Genomic DNA, 19,048 nt, shown 5'->3' with positions numbered 1-19,048 from the left:
CTTTGACGTACGGGGGGAAGGCGACGATGTCCGACCGGCTGGACGCGATCCTGGCGGACGCCGTGCCCGGGGTGTGCCCGGCGGCGGTCGCGATGATCGCCGTGGACGGCGCCGTCGCGGCGGCTTCGGCCGCCGGCGAGCTGGTGCGCTACCAGGACGCCGGACTCACGCTCGCGGAGCAGAGGCCGCCCGCGAGCCGCGGGTCCGTCTTCGACCTCGCCTCGATCAGCAAGCTGTTCACCACGGCCGCCATCCTGTCGCTCGCGGAGGACGGGGTGCTGGGCCTGGACGAGCCCGTGGCGGCCTGGCTGCCGGGCACCGACCCGCGGATCACCCTGCGCCGCCTGCTGACGCACACCGCGGGCTTCCGGCCCACCCGGCGCATCGACCTGGAGCTGCCGGACGCCGATCCGGCGGCGCGCCTGGCGGCCATGACCCGCACGCCGGTGACCGGGCCGGTGGGCGGGCCCTATGTGTACTCGGACGTGGGCCTGGTGATGGCGGGCCGGGTGGCGGAGCTGGCCTCCGGCGCATCCCTGGACGGGCTGGTCCGTGCCCGGGTCACCGGCCCGCTGGGGCTGGCCGCGACCGGCTACCGTCCCGCGGACCCCTCGCGCGTCGCCGCCACCGAGTGGAAGCCCGAGCGGCCCGGGCCGGGCTGCGTGCGGGGCGAGGTGCACGACGAGACCGCGTACGCGCTCGGCGGGGTGGCTGGGCACGCCGGGGTCTTCGGCACCGCCCGCGACGTGCTGAAACTCGGCGAGGCGCTCCGGCTCGGCGGCGGGCCGGCGCTGCGCCCCGAGACGGTGGCCGAGATGCTGCGCGACCAGGGCGTGACCGGGGCGCCGTTCCGGCACGGGCTCGGGGTCCGCATCGGCGACCCGGGCATCTGCGGGCCGCTGGACGACGCGTTCGGCCACTCCGGGTTCACCGGCACCTCGCTGGTCGTCTCGCCGTCCCGCCGGGTGACGGCGGTCCTGCTGACCAACGCCGTCCACCCGGTGCGGGGCCGTCCGGGCATCCGCGAGCTGCGCGCCGCGGTCGCGGCCGAGGCCCTGCGCCTGGCGTCCTGAACCCGGCCGGTGCCCGCCTCGCGGGACGAGCCCCGGCAGGGTTCCCGGGTGGACGGGTCAGAGGCGGTTCCACCGCTGGTTGGCGCCGCCGTTGCAGGTCCAGATGTTGAGTGCGACGCCGTTGGCCGTGGCGTTCTCGGGCACGTCCAGGCACTTGCCCGCGCCGACGGCGGTGATGCTGCCGTCCTGGTTGAAGCGCCACTTCTGGTTGTCCTGGCCGTTGCAGTCCCAGATGATCACGCTGGTGCCGTCGGCCGTGCCGTTGTTGTTCACGTCGAGGCACTTGCTGCCGTAGACACGCAGCTCCCCGGCGGCCGTGGCGGTCCACTGCTGGTTGCTCTGCCCGTGGCAGTCCCAGATCTGCACCGGGGCCCCGTTGGCCTGGGACACTCCGGCGACGTCGAGGCACCGTCCCGACCCCACGCCCTGGATGCGGTTGGCGGGGATCGGCGTTCCGCCGCTGACGCGGAAGACGACGGTGCCGTGGGGCGGCACGCTCGCCGAGATGGCGCCGCTGGTGGAGGTGACGGCGTCCGTCCAGGCCTCGCGCAGGCTGAAGGAGCTGCCGGACAGGCCGATCGCCGAGGCGGTGGTGCTGATCGTCGTCGTGCTGCCGCCCTGGTTGAACAGGGCGACCGCGACGTCGCCGCCGCTCAGCCGCTTGGCCAGGACGCGCCGGGTGCCGTCGTTGCTGACCTGGACGGCCTGGAGTCCGAGCGGGTCCTGGTTGATGTCGATCAGGTTCCGGTTCTTCATGATCGTGGCGGTCGCGGAGTTCATGTTCCGGATGTCGTTGCCCGCGATCAGCGGCGCGGCCATGATCGCCCAGAGGGCGAAGTGGCTGCGCATCTCGGTGTCCGTCATGCCGCCCCGGCCGACCACCATCATGTCGGGGTCGTTGAACTGCCCGGGGGCGGCGTAGCCCGCCAGGGGCACGTTGACGTCGACGATGTTCTGGATGCCCATCGGGTAGCCGTTGGTCTGCCCGGAGTTCCAGACGTTGGTGATGTCCTCGGTCGTGCGCCAGATGTTGGCGACGTCGCCCCAGTTCCGCTGCGGGCCGGTCTTCTCGTGGATGCTGTTGGGGTTGATGCTGTAGAGGATCGGCCGGCCGGTGGCCGCCAGGGCGTCCCGCATCTTGGCGAAGGTGCGGACCTGGTCGTCGATGCTGCCGGTGGGCGAGCACCAGTCGTACTTGAGGTAGTCGACGCCCCACGCGGCGAACTGCTGAGCGTCCTGGACCTCGTGGCCGAGGCTGCCGGTGGCGCCCGGGTAGGAGCCGAAGTACTGGGCGCAGGTGCGGTCCAGGGGCGCCTGGTAGAGGCCGAACTTCAGGCCCCGGGCGTGCAGGTAGTCGCCGAGCGCCTTCATCCCGCTCGGGAACCTCGACGCGTTGGCCCGCAGGTTGCCGTTGGAGTCGCGGACCGGGTCGAACCAGCAGTCGTCGACGACCACGTACTCGTATCCGAGGTCGCGCATGCCCGAGCTGACGATCGCGTCGGCCGTCTGGTGGATCAGCGTCTCATCGATGTTGCAGCCGAAGGTGTTCCAGGTGTTCCACCCCATCGGCGGGGTGCGGCCCACGCCGTTCTCCAGCGCCTGGGCCTGCTGGGCGGGGGCGAGCGCCAGGGCCAGCGCCGCCAGGGTCAGCAGCGTGCGGGTTCGTCTCCTGCTCATGACGACCACTCCTCAGCTGCGGTCGGGCTGCTGCCGGCTTCTTCCGTGTGGCGGGTTCGCCCTGGTGTTATCGCTAACATTTCTGACCTCAGCTCACCGGTAGTGCTTCCGCGGGCATGTCGGGCCGAGTACATCCGACGGCCCGATCATCGTCAACGAGCCGCGCGCCCGGCACCTGCCCCGCCCGGACGTCCGCCCAAGCCAGGACCGCGTCCGGCCGCCCTGCCAGCTGAAAGTTTCACCGCCGGCCGGTCACTCCGCCGGGGCGAGGGCCTCCAGAAGCTCCTCGGCGTGGCGCAGCGCCTCGTCCGGGGCAGCGGTGACGACCTGCGGGTCGAAGTTGAGGTCGTGGAAGAGATCTGTCACGCCCTGCTCGGCCAGCCAGGCCACGTCCTCCCTGATCTCCTCCAGGGAGCCCGTCAGCAGCCGCCGCTCCTCCCCCGGCTCCCGGCGCACCCGGGTGACGCCCCGGCAGACGAACCGGAGCGCCCCGGAGTCCCGCCCGGCCTCCTCGGCCGCCGCCTTCACCAGCGCGATGCGGGCCGCGATCTTCGACAGGTCCTCGCGGCTGGAGCTCACCCACCCGTCGGCCAGCCGCCCGGCCCGGCGCAGCGCCACCTCGGCGGTGCCGCCCAGCAGGATCGGCGGGGCCGGCGACGGCTTCGGGTCCGCGTACGAGGGCGAGATCCGGTAGAACTCACCCCGGTGCTCCACCACCTCGTCGTGCCACATCTTCCGCAGCACCTCGACGAACTCCTCGCCCCGGCGCCCGCGCCGCGCCTGGTCGACCCCGGCCGCCTCGAACTCCTCGGGAACCCAGCCGAGCCCCAGCCCGGCCGTCAGCCGGCCGCCGGAGACGGTCTGCAGGGTGGTGAGCTGCTTGGCCAGCAGCACCGGCTGCACGAAGGCGTTGACCACCGCCACCCCGAGCCGGATCCGCTCGGTGACGCCGGCCAGGTAGGACAGGGTGATCAGCGGGTCGTGCACGGCGCGGTAGGTCGGCCCCATCGGGTGCCCGACCGGGTAGAGGACCCGCTGGAAGGTCCACAGCTCGTGATAGCCGAGCCGCTCCGCCCGGGTCGCGATCGCGCGCATGGCCTCCGGCATCGCCCACGCCCCGGACTGGGGCACGGAGAATCCGATCCTCATGACTCCTCCGCTCCCTGGACATCGCGCCCAAGTCGATCACAGGACCCTATCAGGGCAGCGCATCCGGCGATCTCCGTCCGCGGTTCCCAGGAGTCGGCGCTCGCGGGCACGTACGGCGCATCCGGCGATCTCCGTCCGCGGCTCCGGCTGTTATGGGTGAGTAGCCGGCCGCGCGCGCATCCGGCGATCCGTCCGCGCTCTAGCCTGTACGGGTGAGTCTGGAGTCGGAGCTGGCCGCGCTCGCGGGCACGTACGGGGGCAGCGGCGAACCGGTGCGCCACCAGACCCGCTCCGACTCGGTGGTGGTGCGGCGCGGCGAGGTGGTGGTGAAGGCGCACGCCGTCCGCGAGGACGTGTCCGAGCTGCGCGCCCGGTTACGCGCCTGCGCGTCCGCCGCGCTGGCTGGGGTGATGCTGGCGCCGCTGGTGCCCGAGGTGCTGACGGTGGCGGGCCGGGCCGTGACGGTGTGGCCGGCGGGCCGCCCGATCAGCGAGGAGGAGGCGGAGCACGCCCCCTGGGAGGAGGGCGCCAGGCTGCTGGCCCGGCTGCACGCGGTGCCGCCTGACCTGCTGCCGCCGCTGCCTCCGGCCGGGGGCCCGGAGCGGGCGGCCCGGGCGGTGCGGCGGCTGGAGGGCGACGGACCGGCGGAGCGGCTGGTCCGGCGGGCGTTCGAGGAGCTGCCCGAGCCGAAGGTGGGGCGTTCCAGGCTGCCCGAGCCGAAGGTGGGGCGTCCCAGGCTGCCCGAGCCGAACGTGGGGCGTCCCGGGCTGCCCGAACCGGACGTGGGGCATCCCGGGCTGCCCGAACCGGAGACGGGGCGGCCCGGGCTGCTCACGCACGGCGACTGGCATCTGGGCCAGCTCGTGCTCCGCGACCGGTGGCTGCTCATCGACGCCGACGACCTGGGGGTGGGCGACCCGGCCTGGGATCTGGCCAGACCCGCCGCCTGGTACGCGGCCGGGCTGCTGGACCAGGAGGTCTGGGACCGCTTCCTGGGCGCCTACCTCGCGGCGGGCGGCCCGGCACTGGACGGGGAGGACCCGTGGCGAAGGCTCGACCTGCCCGCCCGGGCGATGACCGCGCAGCTGGCGGCGACGGCACTGAGCCGGGCCCGCCGGGAGGGCCGGGAACCCGACGAGGCCGAGCAGTCGTTGATCGAGTCGTGCGCGCGCATCGTCGCGGCGTGACGGCGGCGCGCGCGGTAGGTTTCAGGCCAGGAATCACAACGCCTAGGAGCGTGCAGATGCAATGTCCGAAATGCCGCGGCAACATGCGGACCTACGAGCGCAACGGGATCCACATCGAGCAGTGTGACAACTGCCGCGGGATCTTCCTGGACTACGGCGAGCTGGAGACGCTGACCCAGATGGAGTCGGCCTACTACGCCGCTCCCCCGCCCCCGGCGCCCGGGCCGGCCTGGGGCGCTCCGCCGCACGGCGGTCACTACGGCCACAAGCGCCACCGCCAGCGCAGCTGGGTGGGCATGCTCTTCTCCAGCTGACCGTGCGGCGAGGGCCGTGCGGCTGCCGCGCGGCCCCGCGGTTGGTCAGGCGGGGAAGTCGCCGGGGTCGACCTTGGCGGTGCGGGCGTTGCCGCCGGAGATCGCGTGCAGCGTGATCCGCCAGTCGTGCCAGCGGATCTGGGTGGCGGTGTAGGTGGTCTTGAAGCTCACCGACTTCTGGAAGCGCTCGAAGCTGCACTCCCGGCTGAACGCCTTGCGCTTGCCGTCCCAGTCGACGCCGTGCGTGAAGTAGATGCGGTAGTTGCCGTCCCGCACCCCGTTGATCTTGAATTTGCCCTTCTTCCGCACGTACACGCTGTAGACCTTGGTCTTGCCGCGCATCAGGCTGACCACCGCGTCGCGGGTGCCGCCGTTGTGGATCTGCAGCGAGCTGCGGCCGCCGGAGCCGCCGTTGCGCAGGAACTGGCCGTTGCGCAGGCGCCGGTTCTTCTTGCCCGCGGCCTTGACCGAGACGATGTCCGCCTTGTAGTCGCCGGCGTCCTCCAGCGCCTTGCCGGCGCGGCCGAGCGCGGTCAGCGAGTCGCCCAGGTCGGTGAGGACGGCGCCGGAGGTGCACAGGTCCCTGCTGCCGACCTTGGTCGCCGACTCGCCGAGCTGGAGCGCCACCTCGCGCAGGCTCTCCACGTACGCCTGGTGCTGGGTCTGGACCTCGGGCGGCGGATCGAGCGCGGCCAGCTCGTCGGCGGCGCTCTGCAGGGTCTCCTGGGCCTTGACGACGCGCTGGTCGAGCGCCTTCAGCGAGCGCGCGCCGGCCAGGTTCTTGACGGCCTTGCTCATGGCTCCGTGACGGCTGTCGAGCTCGCCCTTGTAGGCCTCGGCGGTCAGGGAGGCGGGGGCCTGGGGCGCCGGGTCCGCCGGGTCCGCCTGGCCGCGGTCCGCGCCGCCGCCCGCGACGCCGCTGGCCCGGGGTTCTCCGCCGGTCACGGGAGGAGCCGCGCTGCAGGCGCCGACCGCGAGCACCGCGGCGGCGAGCAGGCAGGTGAAGATCCGAGGGGCAGCCACCTGCCACACTATTGCCCGCTTCGTCCCCCCACGTCAATCACGTTCCAGCCAGTCTCCTCTGCCGGGTCCGGTGCGCCGCCACGTTGACCCGGTTGGCGCACGCGAGCGAGCAGAAGCGCCTGCGCCCGTTGCGCGAGGTGTCCACGTAGACGGTGCGGCAGCCCTCGCGGGCGCAGCGGCCGAGCCTGCGCCCGTCGGAGAAGCAGATGGCCATGGCCAGGCCGCCCGCGGTGGTGTCCTTGGCCCTGGCCACGATGTCGCCGTCGAGCGAGGAGAAGTGCAGGTGGGGTTCCTTGCCGTCGTGGGCGCTCACGAAGGGCTTCGCCGCGGTGATCTCCAGCAGGTCGTTGACGAGGGCGATCTGCTTGCCGGTCGAGGGCTCGCCGAAGACCGGGTCCAGCCGGCGCGCCCAGGCTTCCAGCTGGGCGGCCTGGGCAGAGGTCATCTCCATGCGCAGCATCTCGTGCTCGGCCAGCAGCGCGGCGAGCGGCCCCGGCCGGAAGTCGGCGGTGTTGACCAGGGCGGCCGAGAGCGCGGCGCCGTTGCCGCCGTAAGCGTTGAAATGCACAAGACCATTACATCAGGTTGGAGACATGGACACCGGACATCTCCACGACCCGCTCGCGCTGACCCTCGTCTCCACGCACGCCACCTCCGGCGGAGTGGTGTCCTACCTCCGGTGCGCCTGCGGCGCCTGGGAGGTCCGCTCGTCGAACCTGGTGGGAGCCACCTCGGGAGGCCGCGGGCCGCACCCGTCGACTGGAGGCGCGCGATCGGCCTAGAGTCTCCCCCAACACCCCCACAGGAGGTCAGGTATGTCCAGCATTCCCGCTCTGCTCCGCGACCGGATCGCGGCCACCCCCGACGCCGAGGCGTACCGGACGCCGTCAGGTGAAGGCTGGACGTCGCTGTCCTGGCGTGCGACCGGGGAGCGGGTCCGCGAGCTGGCGCTCGGCCTGGCCGCCCTCGGCGCGGGGCCGGACCGCCGGGTCTCGATACTGTGCTCCACCCGCCTGGAGTGGATCCTGTGCGACCTGGCCGTGCTGTCGACCGGGGCGGCGACGACCACCATCTATCCGTCCAACACCGCGTCCGAGTGCGCGTTCGTCGTCAACGACTCCGGCACCTCGATCGTCATCGCCGAGAACGACGAGCAGGTGGCCAAGCTCCGCTCGGTGCAGAAGGAGATGCCGGACGTCACCCACGTGATCGTGATCGACGGCACGGCGAGCGACGACGGCTGGGTGATCCGGCTCGACGACGTGCCGGGCAAGGCCGCGGCCGACGCCGACTACGACGCGATGGTGGACGCCATCGCCGCCGACCACCTCGCCACGCTCATCTACACCTCCGGCACGACCGGCCGCCCCAAGGGCGTCGAGCTCACCCACGACAACTGGCTGTACGCGGCGAGCGCGGTCCGCGAGCTGGGCCTGATCAAGGACGACGACCTCCACTTCCTCTGGCTGCCGCTGTCGCACTCGTTCGGCAAGCTGCTGGAGGTCGTGATGATCGACATCGGCGTGCCGACCGCGATCGACGGGCGGCTCGACCGCATCGCCGACAACCTGGGCGCGCTCCGGCCCACCATGATGGCCGCCGCCCCCCGTATCTTCGAGAAGATCCACAACACGGTGGCCGCCACCCAGCAGCGCGAGGGCGGCGCGAAGCTGAAGATCTTCAACTGGGCGCGCAAGACCGGCATCCGGGTGGCCCGGGCGCGCCAGGCCGGCGCCTCGATCCCGCTGACCACCAAGATCGAGTACGCGATCGCCGACAAGCTGGTGTTCAGCAAGCTCCGCGCCCGCTTCGGCGGCCGGATCCGCTACTTCATCTCCGGCGCCGCGCCGCTGTCCCGCGAGGTCGCCGAGTTCTTCGACGGCGCCGGGCTCACGATCCTGGAGGGCTACGGCCTCACCGAGTCCTCGGCGGGCAGCTTCCTCAACCGCCCGTCGAACGTGAAGTTCGGCTCGGTCGGCCAGCCGCTGCCGGGCACGAAGGTCCGCATCGCCGACGACGGCGAGATCCTCATCAGCGGGCGCGGCATCATGCGCGGCTACCACAACCTGCCCGAGGAGACGGCGGAGGCGCTGGAGGACGGCTGGCTGCACACCGGCGACATCGGCGAGCTGGACGAGGAAGGCCGGCTCACCATCACCGACCGGAAGAAGGAGCTGATCAAGACCTCCGGCGGCAAGTACGTGGCCCCGACCCACCTGGAAGGCCGGATCAAGGCCGCGTGCCCGTACCTGTCGCACGTGTTCGTGCACGGCGACCGCCGCAACTACTGCACCGCGCTGGTCACCCTCGACATGGAGGTCGCCAAGCCGTGGGCCGAGGCCGAAGGGCTGCCGACCGACCCGGAGCAGCTGCGCACGCACCCGCGGATGCGCGAGGAGGTGCAGAAGGCGGTCGACCAGGTCAACGCCGAGCAGGCCAGCTACGCCACGGTCAAGAAGTTCGAGATCCTGGCGCAGGACTTCACGGTGGAGACCGGCGAGCTGACGCCCAGCCTGAAGATAAAGCGCAAGGCCGTCGAGGAGCGCTACGGCGAAACCCTCGACTCCTTCTACGAGGGCTAGACGCAGCCGCCTTCAGTGACGGGTGAAGTACGAGGGGTAGGCGCACTCGTACAAAGGACAGGCCTGGCCGTCGGGGACGGGAACGTACAACGGCCAGGCCCGGCCGTCAGGGGCGGGTGAAGGCCGACAGCAGGCGGTCGGCGGCGAGCGACGGGGTCAGCGTGCCCGCCAGCACCTCGCGCTCGACCTCGTCGCGGATCGCCGACACCCGCGGGTCGGCGTGCAGCTCGGCCAGCAGCCGGTCGCGGACCATCGTCCACGTCCACTGCACCTGCTGGCGGCGGCGCTTGTCCGCCAGGTCCAGCCCGTCCCGGTGGGCCAGGATGTGCCGCCACACCTCCTCCAGCCCGTCGCCGTTCAGGCCGCTGCAGGTGAGCACGGGCGGCGTCGCGTCGCCGGAACGCAGCATGCGCAGCGCGCCGGCGAGCTCGCGCGCCGCCCGGCGGGCCGCCATGGCGTGCTCGCCGTCGGCCTTGTTCACCGCGATCACGTCGGCCAGCTCCAGCACGCCCTTCTTGATGCCCTGCAGCTGGTCTCCGGTACGGGCGAGCGTGAGCAGCAGGAAGGTGTCCACCATGTCGGCGACCGCCGTCTCGGACTGGCCGACGCCGACGGTCTCCACCAGCACCACGTCGTAGCCTGCCGCCTCCACCACGACCATCGCCTCCCGGGTGGCCTTGGCGACGCCGCCGAGGGTGCCGGCCGACGGCGAGGGCCTGATGAACGCGTCCGGGTCGGCGGCCAGCCGCGACATCCGGGTCTTGTCTCCGAGGATGCTGCCGCCGGTCCTGGTCGAGGACGGGTCCACGGCCAGCACCGCGACCCGGTGGCCCTTCCCGGTGAGCAGCGTGCCGAACGCGTCGATGAACGTGGACTTGCCCACGCCCGGCACGCCCGAGATGCCCACCCGCTTGGCGTTCCCGGTGAGCGGAGTCAGCTCGACGAGCAGCTCCTGAGCCATCGCCATGTGGTCCGGCCGGGTGGACTCCACGAGCGTGATGGCCCGCGCGACCCAGACCCGCGCCCCTGCCTTGACGCCCCGTACGTAGTCCTCCAGCGAGCGCACGCCACGTCCCTTCCCTCGCTCGTCCGATCCAGCCTCATATCCTCACCCACCCCACCCCTCCCCAGGAGGGGAAAGAGTCGGTCCTCCACCCCACCTCCCCCAGAATCGGAGAAGGCGGAGCGCCATCGCGCCCCTCCCAAGAGGCTGGGAGAAAGGCGACCGGCATCCGCCCTTCCCCAGGACAGGGGAGGAAGCAGACCGACACCGCCGCTTCCACTTTCCGCGAGGGAAGAGAGGAAGACCGGCATCCCTGCCCCTCCCCTTCAAGGTGGGAGGGACAGCTCACCACCGCAAGAGGCGGGCCACTGTCCCCGCCTTCCCTCTTCGCGAGAGGAGGGCTGCGGACCCGGCTTCCTCTCCTCTCCGAAGGTGGGAGAGGAGAGGCAGACCGGCACCCGCCCCTCCCTTCACGGAAGGACGGGTGAACCCGGTCCGGTGGTCAGTGGCGCCCGCGCAGGTCCTTCAGGAGTTCCAGGGCCGCGGTGGCGATCACCGTGCCGGGCGGGAAGATGGCGGCGGCGCCGGCGGCGCGCAGCTCGTCGAAGTCGCCCGGCGGGATGACGCCGCCCGCCACGATCATGATGTCGTCGGCGCCGAGGTCGGCGAGCGCCTTCTTCAGGGCGGGCACCAGGGTGAGGTGCCCGGCGGCGAGCGTGGAGACGCCGACGATGTGCACGTCGGCCTCGACCGCCTGCCTGGCCACCTCCTCCGGCGTCTGGAACAGCGGGCCGACGTCGACGTCGAAGCCCAGGTCGGCGAAGGCGGTCGCGATCACCTTCTGGCCGCGGTCGTGGCCGTCCTGGCCCATCTTGGCGACCAGGATGCGCGGCCTGCGCCCCTCGGCGCGCTCGAACTCGGCGCACGCCTCGCGGGCGCGCTCGATGTCGGCGGCCGGTCCGGCCTCGTCGCGGTACACACCCGAGATGGTACGGACCTGCTCGGCGTGCCGGCCGAACACCTTCTCCAGCGCGTCGGAGATCTCGCCCACGGTGGCCTTGGCGCGGGCCGCGTCCACGGACAGCTTGAGCAGGTTGGAGTCGAGGCCGGGGGCGGGGTTGGCGGCGGCGTGGGTGAGCGCGTCCAGGGCCCGCCGGACCGCGTCCTCGTCCCGCTCGGCCCGCAGCCTGCGCAGCTTGTCCAGCTGCTGGGCGCGGACGGCGCTGTTGTCGACCTTGAGCACCTCGATGGGCTCGTCGGCGTCGGGCCGGTACTTGTTGACGCCGATGACGGGCTGGCGGCCGGAGTCGATGCGGGCCTGGGTGCGGGCGGCCGCCTCCTCGATGCGGAGCTTCGGCAGCCCCGCCTCGATGGCCTTGGCCATGCCGCCGGCGGCCTCGACCTCCTGGATGTGCTCCCAGGCGCGCTCGGCCAGGTCGTGGGTGAGCCGCTCGACGTAGTACGAGCCGCCCCACGGGTCGATCACCCGGGTGGTGCCGGATTCCTGCTGGAGCAGGATCTGGGTGTTGCGGGCGATCCTGGCGGAGAAGTCGGTGGGCAGCGCGAGCGCCTCGTCCAGGGCGTTGGTGTGCAGCGACTGGGTGTGGCCCTGGGTGGCGGCCATCGCCTCCACGCAGGTGCGGGCGACGTTGTTGAACACGTCCTGCGCGGTCAGCGACCAGCCGGAGGTCTGGGAGTGCGTGCGCAGGCTGAGCGACTTGGGGTTCTTCGCACCGAACCCGTCGACCAGCTTGGCCCAGAGCAGCCGGGCGGCCCGCAGCTTGGCGACCTCCATGAAGAAGTTCATGCCGATGCACCAGAAGAACGACAGCCGCGGCGCGAACCGGTCCACGTCCATCCCGGCGGCGATCCCGGCCCGCACGTACTCGACCCCGTCGGCGAGGGTGTAGGCGAGCTCCAGGTCGCAGGTGGCCCCGGCTTCCTGGATGTGGTAGCCGGAGATGCTGATGGAGTTGAACTTCGGCATCTTCTCGCTGGTGTAGGCGAAGATGTCCGAGATGATCCGCATGGACGGGGCAGGCGGATAGATGTACGTGTTCCGTACCATGAACTCCTTGAGGATGTCGTTCTGGATGGTGCCGGCCAGCTGCTCCGGCGCCACCCCCTGCTCCTCGGCGGCCACGATGTAGAGCGCCAGGATCGGCAGCACGGCGCCGTTCATGGTCATGGACACCGACATGCGGTCCAGCGGGATGCCGTCGAAGAGCTGGCGCATGTCGTAGATCGAGTCGATCGCCACCCCGGCCATGCCTACGTCGCCGGCGACGCGCGGGTGGTCGGAGTCGTAGCCGCGGTGGGTGGCCAGGTCGAAGGCGACCGACAGGCCCTTCTGGCCGGCGGCCAGGTTGCGGCGGTAGAAGGCGTTGGAGTCCTCCGCCGTGGAGAAGCCCGCGTACTGGCGGATGGTCCACGGCTGGTTGACGTACATGGTCGGGTACGGTCCGCGCAGGTAGGGCGCGGCGCCCGGGTAGGTGTCGAGGAAGTCGAGCCCTTCCAGGTCCCGGCCGGTGTAGAGCGGCTTGACCGCGATCCCTTCCGGCGTCTCCCAGGCGGGCGCGTCCGGCGCGGGGCCGTCGCCCTTGTCCGGGCGGGCGCCGAGCGGGACGGTCGAGAAGTCGGGGATCATCCGGTCACCTCCAGGTCGCGGAAGGTCTTGCGCAGGACGCCGAGCGCGTCGCAGCCGGTGTAGAGGTAGCCGTCGACGCCCTTGTAGTCCCCCTTCCCAGCCAGCCAGATCGTGCGCGCGCCGGCCTTCCTGAGTGCGGCGGCGACGGCTTCGGCGTGCTGCTCGTAGAGCTTGTCGCCGGAGCACAGGCAGGCGACGGCGGCGCCGCTGACGGCGAAGGCGGTGGCGATCTGCTCGGGGTCGGTGCCGGGGCCCGCGGTCTCGGTGGCCAGGCCGCCGGCCCGGAACAGGTTGGCGGCGAAGGTGGCCCGCGGGGTGTGCACGGCGACCGGCCCGATCGTGGCGAGGAACACCTTGGGCCGTTCGGCCTGCGCGTCGGCCAGGTCGCGCAGCTCCTCGAACTCCTGCGCGTACCGGATCTTCGGCAGTCCGGCGGCGAGCGCGGCGGGCGAGTGGGAGGCCAGGAACGGTCCATCGGCGGAGGCGCCGGTGAGCGGCTTCTCCTCCAGGTCGGGGAACTCGCTGACGCCGGTGACGGGCAGGCGGCGGTGCGCGAGGTCGTCGGCGCGGCGCTCCCGGGTGGCGGCGATCCGCTCGGCCACCAGTCCGGCGGCGGCCTGGATGCCGCCGGCCGCCTCGATCTCCTGGAACCAGGCCCAGGCCCGCTCGGCCAGGTCCTCGGTGTGGCGCTCCACGTACCAGGAGCCGCCGGCCGGGTCGATCACGCGCCCGACCCCGGACTCCTCCAGCAGCAGCGACTGGGTGTTGCGGGCGATCCGGCGGGAGAAGGCGTCGGGCCGCCGGACCACGGCGTCGAACGGCTGCACGGTCACCGCGTCGGCGCCGCCGACCCCGGCGGCGAAGCAGGCGACGGTGGTGCGCAGCATGTTCACCCACGGGTCGCGGGCGGTCATCATCGCCGAGCTGGTCACCGCGTGCTGGCGCTGCTGCCCGGAGGCGCCGGTGACCTCCAGGACCCGGTCCCACAGCCGCCTGGCAGCGCGCAGCTTGGCGATGGTGGCGAACTGGTCGTCGCTCGCGGCGTACCGGAACTCGAGCTGGTCGCAGGCCTGCTGGACGGTGAGCCCGGCGGCGGTGAGGGCGCGCAGCCCGGCCACGGCGAACGCGAGCGAGCAGCCGAGCTCCTCGGCGTCGCTGCCGCCCGCGTCGTGGTAGGGGGTGGCGTCGACCATGACCGCGCGCAGCCCGGGATGCCCGGCGGCGCACCGGGACGCCAGCGCGGCGGCGTCCGCGCTGAGCGGCGAGGCGCCCAGGTTGCCCAGCAGCGGCTTGTCGCCGGCCAGCTCGAACAGGATCCCGGCGGCCTCGGCCGTCTGCTCGCCCGCTTCGAGGACGACGGGCGCGAGGTCGAGGTGGACGCCCTTCAGCACCCGCGGCAGGTCGCCGGCCGGGATGGCGTCGTCGCCGACCACGAGCCAGAGCGAGGTCACCCCGTTCTCCAGGTCGGCCATCACCGCCTCGGAGTCGGGCAGCGCGTGCCGCTGTCTGACGTCCCAGCCGCCCGCCGGTCGCGAGCCGCGCTCGAAGGGCGCGGACGCGGGCAGGTCGGCGGCGTCGTAGAGCGGTGCGACGGCCACCCCGTCGTAGGTCGAATGGGACAGCGCCTCTTCGGGCGTCTCCGCGTCGACGCCGGACTTACGCAGCACCGCCATGGCCAGCGCTCGCCAGTCGTCGCGGGAGATGGAAGCGAACCCCGCAGCCAGATCCATGGCTCGGATAGTACGCAAAGGCAACTTCAGGGAGTAACAGGGGGTATACCCCCGCCCTACCCCTAAGGTGCTTCCCAGGTGCGCCGCCAGGTGATGGGACCGACGATCCCGTCGACGTCGATCTCCTGCTGACGCTGGAAGCTGCGACATACGTCACGCGACTGCGGCCCGTACGCGCCGTCCACGTCGATCTCCCAGCCCCGGTCGGCCATCTTGGCCTGCCAGGTGCGCACGTCGTCGCCCCGCATGATCGGCGGATACTTGAGCAGGCGGCCGGGGAAAGGCGGCGTTCCCGCGTCGTCGTTCCCGCCTTCGCCGGGCCGGGGCGCGCCCCGCCGGACCCACCGGTACAGTGGCTCGCCGGGGCAGTCGGTGGCGTAGCCGTCGCGGTGCCCCTTGATCTCGTTGCCCGCCCGGCCGTTGCGCCGCGTGTGCTCGATCGCGTCCAGGATGGCGTGGAGCATCCCGTCGGGCGGCTCCACCAGGCCCGTGTTGCCGACCAGGCCGAGCACCGCGTAGTGGCCCTGGTTGAGCCCGGCGCCGTTGGCGGCGGGCAGGCGGTGCAGGCCGCGTCCCTCGAACACCTTGGTGTGCGGACAGGCGACGAACGAGTAGCCAATATCGATCCACCCGTTGCCGTCCATGTGGGAGTTCTGGATCGAGCGGACCAGCGCGGCGCAGCGGTCGTGGTCGTCGACGATCCGGGGGTCGACCCGGCCGCCGGTGTAGTGGACCTTCACGCCCTTGGTGGAGTCGAGCCGGGTGTAGCTTCCCCGCGGCGACCGGGCACCCCAGGCTTTCCTGCTGATCAGCTCAATGGCCATTAGCGATACTCCCGCATTGCCTCTACATGGTCCCCTCTTGACCACTGAGCGTAACGTCCCACCTCTGAACAGGTGAGTAATTTCACACGAATTTACCTAAGGCCGGATCACTCGCTCTTCCGTCACGATCGCCGTGATCAGGTCATGCGGCGTCACGTCGAAGGCCGGGTTGAGCGCGTCCGTGCCCTCCGGGGCGACCCGGGCGCCGCGGAAGGCCACGACCTCGTCCGCGCCCCGGTCCTCGATCTCGATGTGCTCTCCCGACGGGGTGTCCGGGTCGATCGTGCTCTCGGGGGCGACGACGATGAACGGCACCCCGGCCCGCGCCGCGCCGAGCGCGAGCGCGTACGATCCGATCTTGTTGGCGGTGTCGCCGTTGGCGGCGATCCGGTCGGCGCCGATGAGCACCGCGTCCACGCCTCCTCTTGCCAGCAGGTACGGGCCGGCGCCGTCGGTGACGAGGCGGTGCGGCGCGCCCATCCTGCCCAGCTCCCAGGCGGTGAGCCGGGCGCCCTGCAGCAGGGGCCGGGTCTCCAGGGCGAGGACCTCGGCGAGCCTGCCCTGTTCGTGCAGGGTGTGCGCGACGCCGAGCGCGGTGCCCCGTTCGACGCAGGCCAGGCCGCCGGTGTTGCACACGGTCATGATCCGCAGCCGGTCGCCTTCGAGCAGGTCCGCACCGCGCCGGCCCATGGCGTGGCAGGCCGCGATGTCGTCGTCCCGGATCCGCAGCGCGGTCTCCAGCACCGCCTCGGGCCCCTCGGGGATGCGGGCGGCGGCCCGGTCGACGCCCCAGGCCAGGTTGACGGCGGTGGGCCGGGCGGCGCGCAGCCGGGCGACGGCGTCCCGGTCGCCGCGGGCCAGCACGACGCCGAGCGCCCCCGCCACGCCGAGCGCGGGCGCGCCCCTTACGGAGAGCCTGCGGATGGCGCCGATCAGCTCGTCCACCGTGCCGATGCGGAGCGTCACGAGCTCGTCGGGCAGCCGGGTCTGGTCGATGAGCTCGACCGCGCCGTCCACCCAGTCGATGGTCCTCACGCCTGGAACGCTAGCGCAGCCCCGCCGGAAGGCACCCGATCTCGGGCGAATCCCCGCTATATACCGGCAGACCGGAACGACCGGTAACGTAGCGGCCCATGGCGACCCCCCTGATGCCCGACGACCCGGCCGAGCTCGGCGGCTACCACCTGGCCGGGCGGCTCGGCGAGGGCGGCCAGGGCGTGGTCTACCTGGCGCACTCCGCGGCGGGCGAGCCGGTCGCGATCAAGCTGCTGAGCGCGGGCGACCGGGAGACGCGGGCGCGGCTGGCCCGCGAACTGGAGGCGCTGGAGAGCATCGCCTCGTTCTGCACCGCACGGGTGCTGGACGCCTCCACCGACGGGCCTCGGCCGTACGTGATCAGCGAGTTCATCGACGGGCCCTCGCTGGCGGAGCGGGTGCGCGGGCGGGGCCCGCTGACGGGCGGCGACCTGGAGCGGGTGGCGGTCGGCACGGCCACCGCCCTGGCGGCGATCCACGCGGCCGGGGTCGTGCACCGCGACTTCAAGCCGGCCAACGTGCTGCTGGGGCCGGACGGCCCGCGGGTGGTGGACTTCGGCATCGCCCGGGCCGAGGGGGCGGCGACCATGACGTCGGGGCTGATCGGCACCCCGGCCTACCTGGCGCCGGAGCAGATCAACGGCGCTCCGGCGTCCTTCGCCTCCGACGTGTTCGCGTGGGCGGCGACGGTGCTGTTCGCGGCGACCGGGACGAACCCGTTCGGCGCCGACACGGTCCCGGCGGTGCTCCACCGGGTCCTGCACGCCCAGCCCGACCTCGGGCCGCTGCCGCCGCGGCTGCGCGGCCCGATCGCGGCGGCCCTGGCCAAGGACCCGTCCCTGCGGCCCACGGCCGGGGCTCTCATGGTCCAGCTGGTCAACCCCAACGCGACGGGTCCGTACGCCGAACACCCGCCCGCGGGACCGGGCGGCCAGGCGGGGACGGGGCCTACGGGGCCGGTCGGCCAGGCCCTCACCACCGGGCCGTCGCGCGGACGTTCCCGGGCGATGCTGGCGGGCGTGCTGGCCGCGGTCGTGGCGCTGGCCGGGGGCGGCGCGGCGCTGCTGTGGGCGGACGGCGCCCCGTTCTCCGGCCCGCCGGGCTCCGGCGGCACGCCCACGCCGAGCGTGGTCGCCACGACCGGCGAGCCGACCCCGGCCCGGGAGACCCCCTTGGCGCAGGAGACCACGCCCGTCCAGGAGCCCACGCCGCGGGTTTCCACTCCCGCCGCCTCCTCCGGCCATGGAGACCTGCGGATCCCCGCCGCGTTCGCAGGCACGTGGGAGGGCACCGCGGACGGCGAGGTGCTGGACAAGACGTTCGAGGACGACCCCGTCGCCATCACCCTCAAGGAGGACGAGAGCACCGGCACCTGGCACTCTCCCGCAGACACCTCCTGCCCGACCGGGACGCTCCTGCTGACCGAGGTGGAGAAGGAGAAGCTGACGTTCCGGCTCACCGGGCTGGGCGGCGTCTGCGCGTTCATCGAAAGCGTCGGCGAGACGCGGGTGACGCTGGAGCTCGACGGCGACGACGAGGTGAAGTACCGGCTGACCATGCCGATGGACGGCAAGAGCGAGGGCAAGCTGAAACGCTCGGGCTAAAGCCTTCGACACGCACACCCGGGAATGTGATCATAGGCCCCATGTCTGTCATCAGGGAGGTGCCGTTCCCCAGCCGGGAACACGCCGACCCCGCACTGAGCATCTGGCTCGACGACACCGACTCCCACGTCGACGTGATCGACGCGCTGGCGCTGTCGCCGTTCGCGACCGGCCTGCAGCCGTGGTCGCGGGAGGCCAGCCTGGAGCGGGTCCGCGCCGACGCGCCGCTGCGCCCCGCCGAGGGCCGGGTGGTGCGCACCGCCGTGGTCGAGGACGGCATGGAGGCGCGGCTGGTCTGCGGCGAAGGCTGGACGCTCCGCGTGGTCAGGCACCGCAACCGCACCGCCACCCTGAGCGTGAGCGCGATCAGCGAGGAGCTGGCCCGCACGGTGCTCAAGGAGAGCGTCGACGGCGCGGAGGAGCCGGCGCCCCTGGACGACCACGTCGAGATGGGCTTCTGGTGGTGCGGCAGCCACGGCGGCAACCGGTCGGAGAAGCCGATCACCGCCCAGCCGTGGGAGCAGATCCGCGGCAACTACACCGAGCGGGTGCGCGGCGGCCTGGACGACCTGATGAAGACCGCCCCCGGCGACGTCAACGGCCGTCTCCTGCTGCTGCACGGCCCGCCGGGCACGGGCAAGACGACGCTGCTGCGCACCCTGGCCAGGCAGTGGCACGACTGGTGCCAGGTCGACTGCGTGCTCGACCCGGAGCGGCTGTTCAACGACCCGGGCTACCTGATGGAGGTCGCGGTCGGCTACGACAGCCACGAGGACGAGAAGCAGCGCTGGCGCCTGCTCGTGCTCGAAGACTGCGACGAGCTGATCAGCGCGGCGGCCAAGAGCAAGGCGGGCCAGGGGCTGTCGCGGCTGCTCAACCTGACCGACGGCCTGCTCGGCCAGGGCCGCGACGTGCTGGTGGCGATCACCACGAACGAGGACCTGGCGCGCCTGCACCCCGCCGTCGTGCGTCCCGGCCGCTGCCTGGCGCAGCTGGAGGTCGGCCCGCTGACGCAGGAGGAGGCGGTCGCCTGGCTGGGCGGCCCGGCCGGGATCGGCGCGTCGGGCGCGACCCTGGCCGAGCTGTACGCGCTGCGCAACGGCCGGCCCGTCACCCCGGCCGCCCCGGGCGACAGCACCGGGCTCTACCTCTGACGGGGCCAGTACGTAAACCATCCGATGTGTGACCTGCGGCGGCGCT

General features: G+C 72.5%; 16 protein-coding genes. 7 read left to right on the top strand and 9 right to left on the bottom strand.

Annotated features, from left to right (window positions below; genetic code table 11):
* Positions 1 to 2: 2 nt before the first annotated feature.
* A complete protein-coding gene (locus AB0J42_RS10270) occupies positions 3 to 1,073 on the top strand; it encodes a serine hydrolase domain-containing protein (RefSeq protein WP_364291042.1) in 1,071 nt (356 codons plus the stop codon).
* 57 nt (positions 1,074 to 1,130) lie between these two features.
* On the opposite strand, the gene AB0J42_RS10265 is transcribed toward AB0J42_RS10270, so the two are convergent.
* Together AB0J42_RS10265 and AB0J42_RS10260 are read right to left on the bottom strand one after the other, a co-directional pair.
* Entirely contained in the window at positions 1,131 to 2,750 is a 1,620-nt protein-coding gene (locus tag AB0J42_RS10265; protein WP_364291040.1) for a lectin, read from the bottom strand.
* A 252-nt stretch (positions 2,751 to 3,002) separates the two neighbouring features.
* Complete coding sequence (locus tag AB0J42_RS10260) at positions 3,003 to 3,899, bottom strand: TIGR03619 family F420-dependent LLM class oxidoreductase (protein ID WP_364291038.1); 897 nt, start codon at positions 3,897 to 3,899, stop codon at positions 3,003 to 3,005.
* A 212-nt stretch (positions 3,900 to 4,111) separates the two neighbouring features.
* On the opposite strand from AB0J42_RS10260, the gene AB0J42_RS10255 reads away from it, so the two are divergent.
* Positions 4,112 to 5,086, top strand: coding sequence for a phosphotransferase (locus tag AB0J42_RS10255; protein ID WP_364291036.1), 975 nt, complete (start codon positions 4,112 to 4,114; stop codon positions 5,084 to 5,086).
* A gap of 56 nt (positions 5,087 to 5,142) precedes the next feature.
* A complete protein-coding gene (locus AB0J42_RS10250) occupies positions 5,143 to 5,400 on the top strand; it encodes a zf-TFIIB domain-containing protein (RefSeq protein WP_364291034.1) in 258 nt (85 codons plus the stop codon).
* 45 nt (positions 5,401 to 5,445) lie between these two features.
* Here the strand turns inward: AB0J42_RS10250 and AB0J42_RS10245 are convergent, their stop codons facing one another.
* The gene (locus tag AB0J42_RS10245) at positions 5,446 to 6,423 is read right to left on the bottom strand and encodes a hypothetical protein (protein ID WP_364291032.1); all 978 of its coding nucleotides are present in this window, start codon (positions 6,421 to 6,423) and stop codon (positions 5,446 to 5,448) included.
* A 37-nt stretch (positions 6,424 to 6,460) separates the two neighbouring features.
* Positions 6,461 to 6,991, bottom strand: coding sequence for a CGNR zinc finger domain-containing protein (locus AB0J42_RS10240; protein WP_364291030.1), 531 nt, complete (start codon positions 6,989 to 6,991; stop codon positions 6,461 to 6,463).
* Between the two features lie 25 nt (positions 6,992 to 7,016).
* On the opposite strand from AB0J42_RS10240, the gene AB0J42_RS10235 reads away from it, so the two are divergent.
* On the top strand, positions 7,017 to 7,205 hold the full coding sequence (locus tag AB0J42_RS10235; RefSeq protein WP_364291028.1) for a hypothetical protein: 189 nt from the start codon (positions 7,017 to 7,019) through the stop codon (positions 7,203 to 7,205).
* Between the two features lie 33 nt (positions 7,206 to 7,238).
* Positions 7,239 to 9,005, top strand: a complete 1,767-nt coding sequence (locus AB0J42_RS10230) for a long-chain fatty acid--CoA ligase (RefSeq protein WP_364291026.1) — start codon at positions 7,239 to 7,241, stop codon at positions 9,003 to 9,005.
* Positions 9,006 to 9,111: 106 nt separating this feature from the next.
* Here AB0J42_RS10230 and meaB read toward each other — a convergent pair whose 3' ends face one another.
* The 5 genes from meaB to mtnA form a co-directional block, all read right to left on the bottom strand.
* Positions 9,112 to 10,071: a methylmalonyl Co-A mutase-associated GTPase MeaB gene (gene meaB, locus AB0J42_RS10225; protein ID WP_364291024.1), complete on the bottom strand. Its 960-nt coding sequence runs from the start codon at positions 10,069 to 10,071 to the stop codon at positions 9,112 to 9,114.
* A gap of 439 nt (positions 10,072 to 10,510) precedes the next feature.
* Positions 10,511 to 12,655, bottom strand: a complete 2,145-nt coding sequence (scpA, locus tag AB0J42_RS10220) for a methylmalonyl-CoA mutase (RefSeq protein ID WP_364291022.1) — start codon at positions 12,653 to 12,655, stop codon at positions 10,511 to 10,513.
* Positions 12,652 to 14,385, bottom strand: a complete 1,734-nt coding sequence (locus AB0J42_RS10215; RefSeq protein WP_364291020.1) for a methylmalonyl-CoA mutase family protein — start codon at positions 14,383 to 14,385, stop codon at positions 12,652 to 12,654. The genes scpA and AB0J42_RS10215 overlap by 4 nt, the downstream gene beginning before the upstream one ends.
* 62 nt (positions 14,386 to 14,447) lie before the next feature.
* Positions 14,448 to 15,209, bottom strand: coding sequence for an N-acetylmuramoyl-L-alanine amidase (locus AB0J42_RS10210; protein ID WP_364291018.1), 762 nt, complete (start codon positions 15,207 to 15,209; stop codon positions 14,448 to 14,450).
* 96 nt (positions 15,210 to 15,305) lie between these two features.
* Entirely contained in the window at positions 15,306 to 16,244 is a 939-nt protein-coding gene (mtnA, locus tag AB0J42_RS10205) for an S-methyl-5-thioribose-1-phosphate isomerase (protein WP_364291016.1), read from the bottom strand.
* Positions 16,245 to 16,342: 98 nt separating this feature from the next.
* On the opposite strand from mtnA, the gene AB0J42_RS10200 reads away from it, so the two are divergent.
* Positions 16,343 to 17,848 carry a serine/threonine-protein kinase gene (locus AB0J42_RS10200; RefSeq protein WP_364291014.1) on the top strand — a complete coding sequence of 502 codons (1,506 nt, stop codon included), beginning with the start codon at positions 16,343 to 16,345 and terminating at the stop codon, positions 17,846 to 17,848.
* Between the two features lie 41 nt (positions 17,849 to 17,889).
* Positions 17,890 to 19,002, top strand: a complete 1,113-nt coding sequence (locus tag AB0J42_RS10195; RefSeq protein ID WP_364291012.1) for a DUF5925 domain-containing protein — start codon at positions 17,890 to 17,892, stop codon at positions 19,000 to 19,002.
* Positions 19,003 to 19,048 lie beyond the last annotated feature (46 nt).

It is taken from the genome of Nonomuraea sp. NPDC049649 (genome assembly GCF_040675175.1).
Classification (GTDB): Bacteria; Actinomycetota; Actinomycetes; order Streptosporangiales; family Streptosporangiaceae; genus Nonomuraea.
Note: the sequence above shows the minus strand (reverse complement) of the source record. Positions and strands in the feature narration are given on the sequence as shown.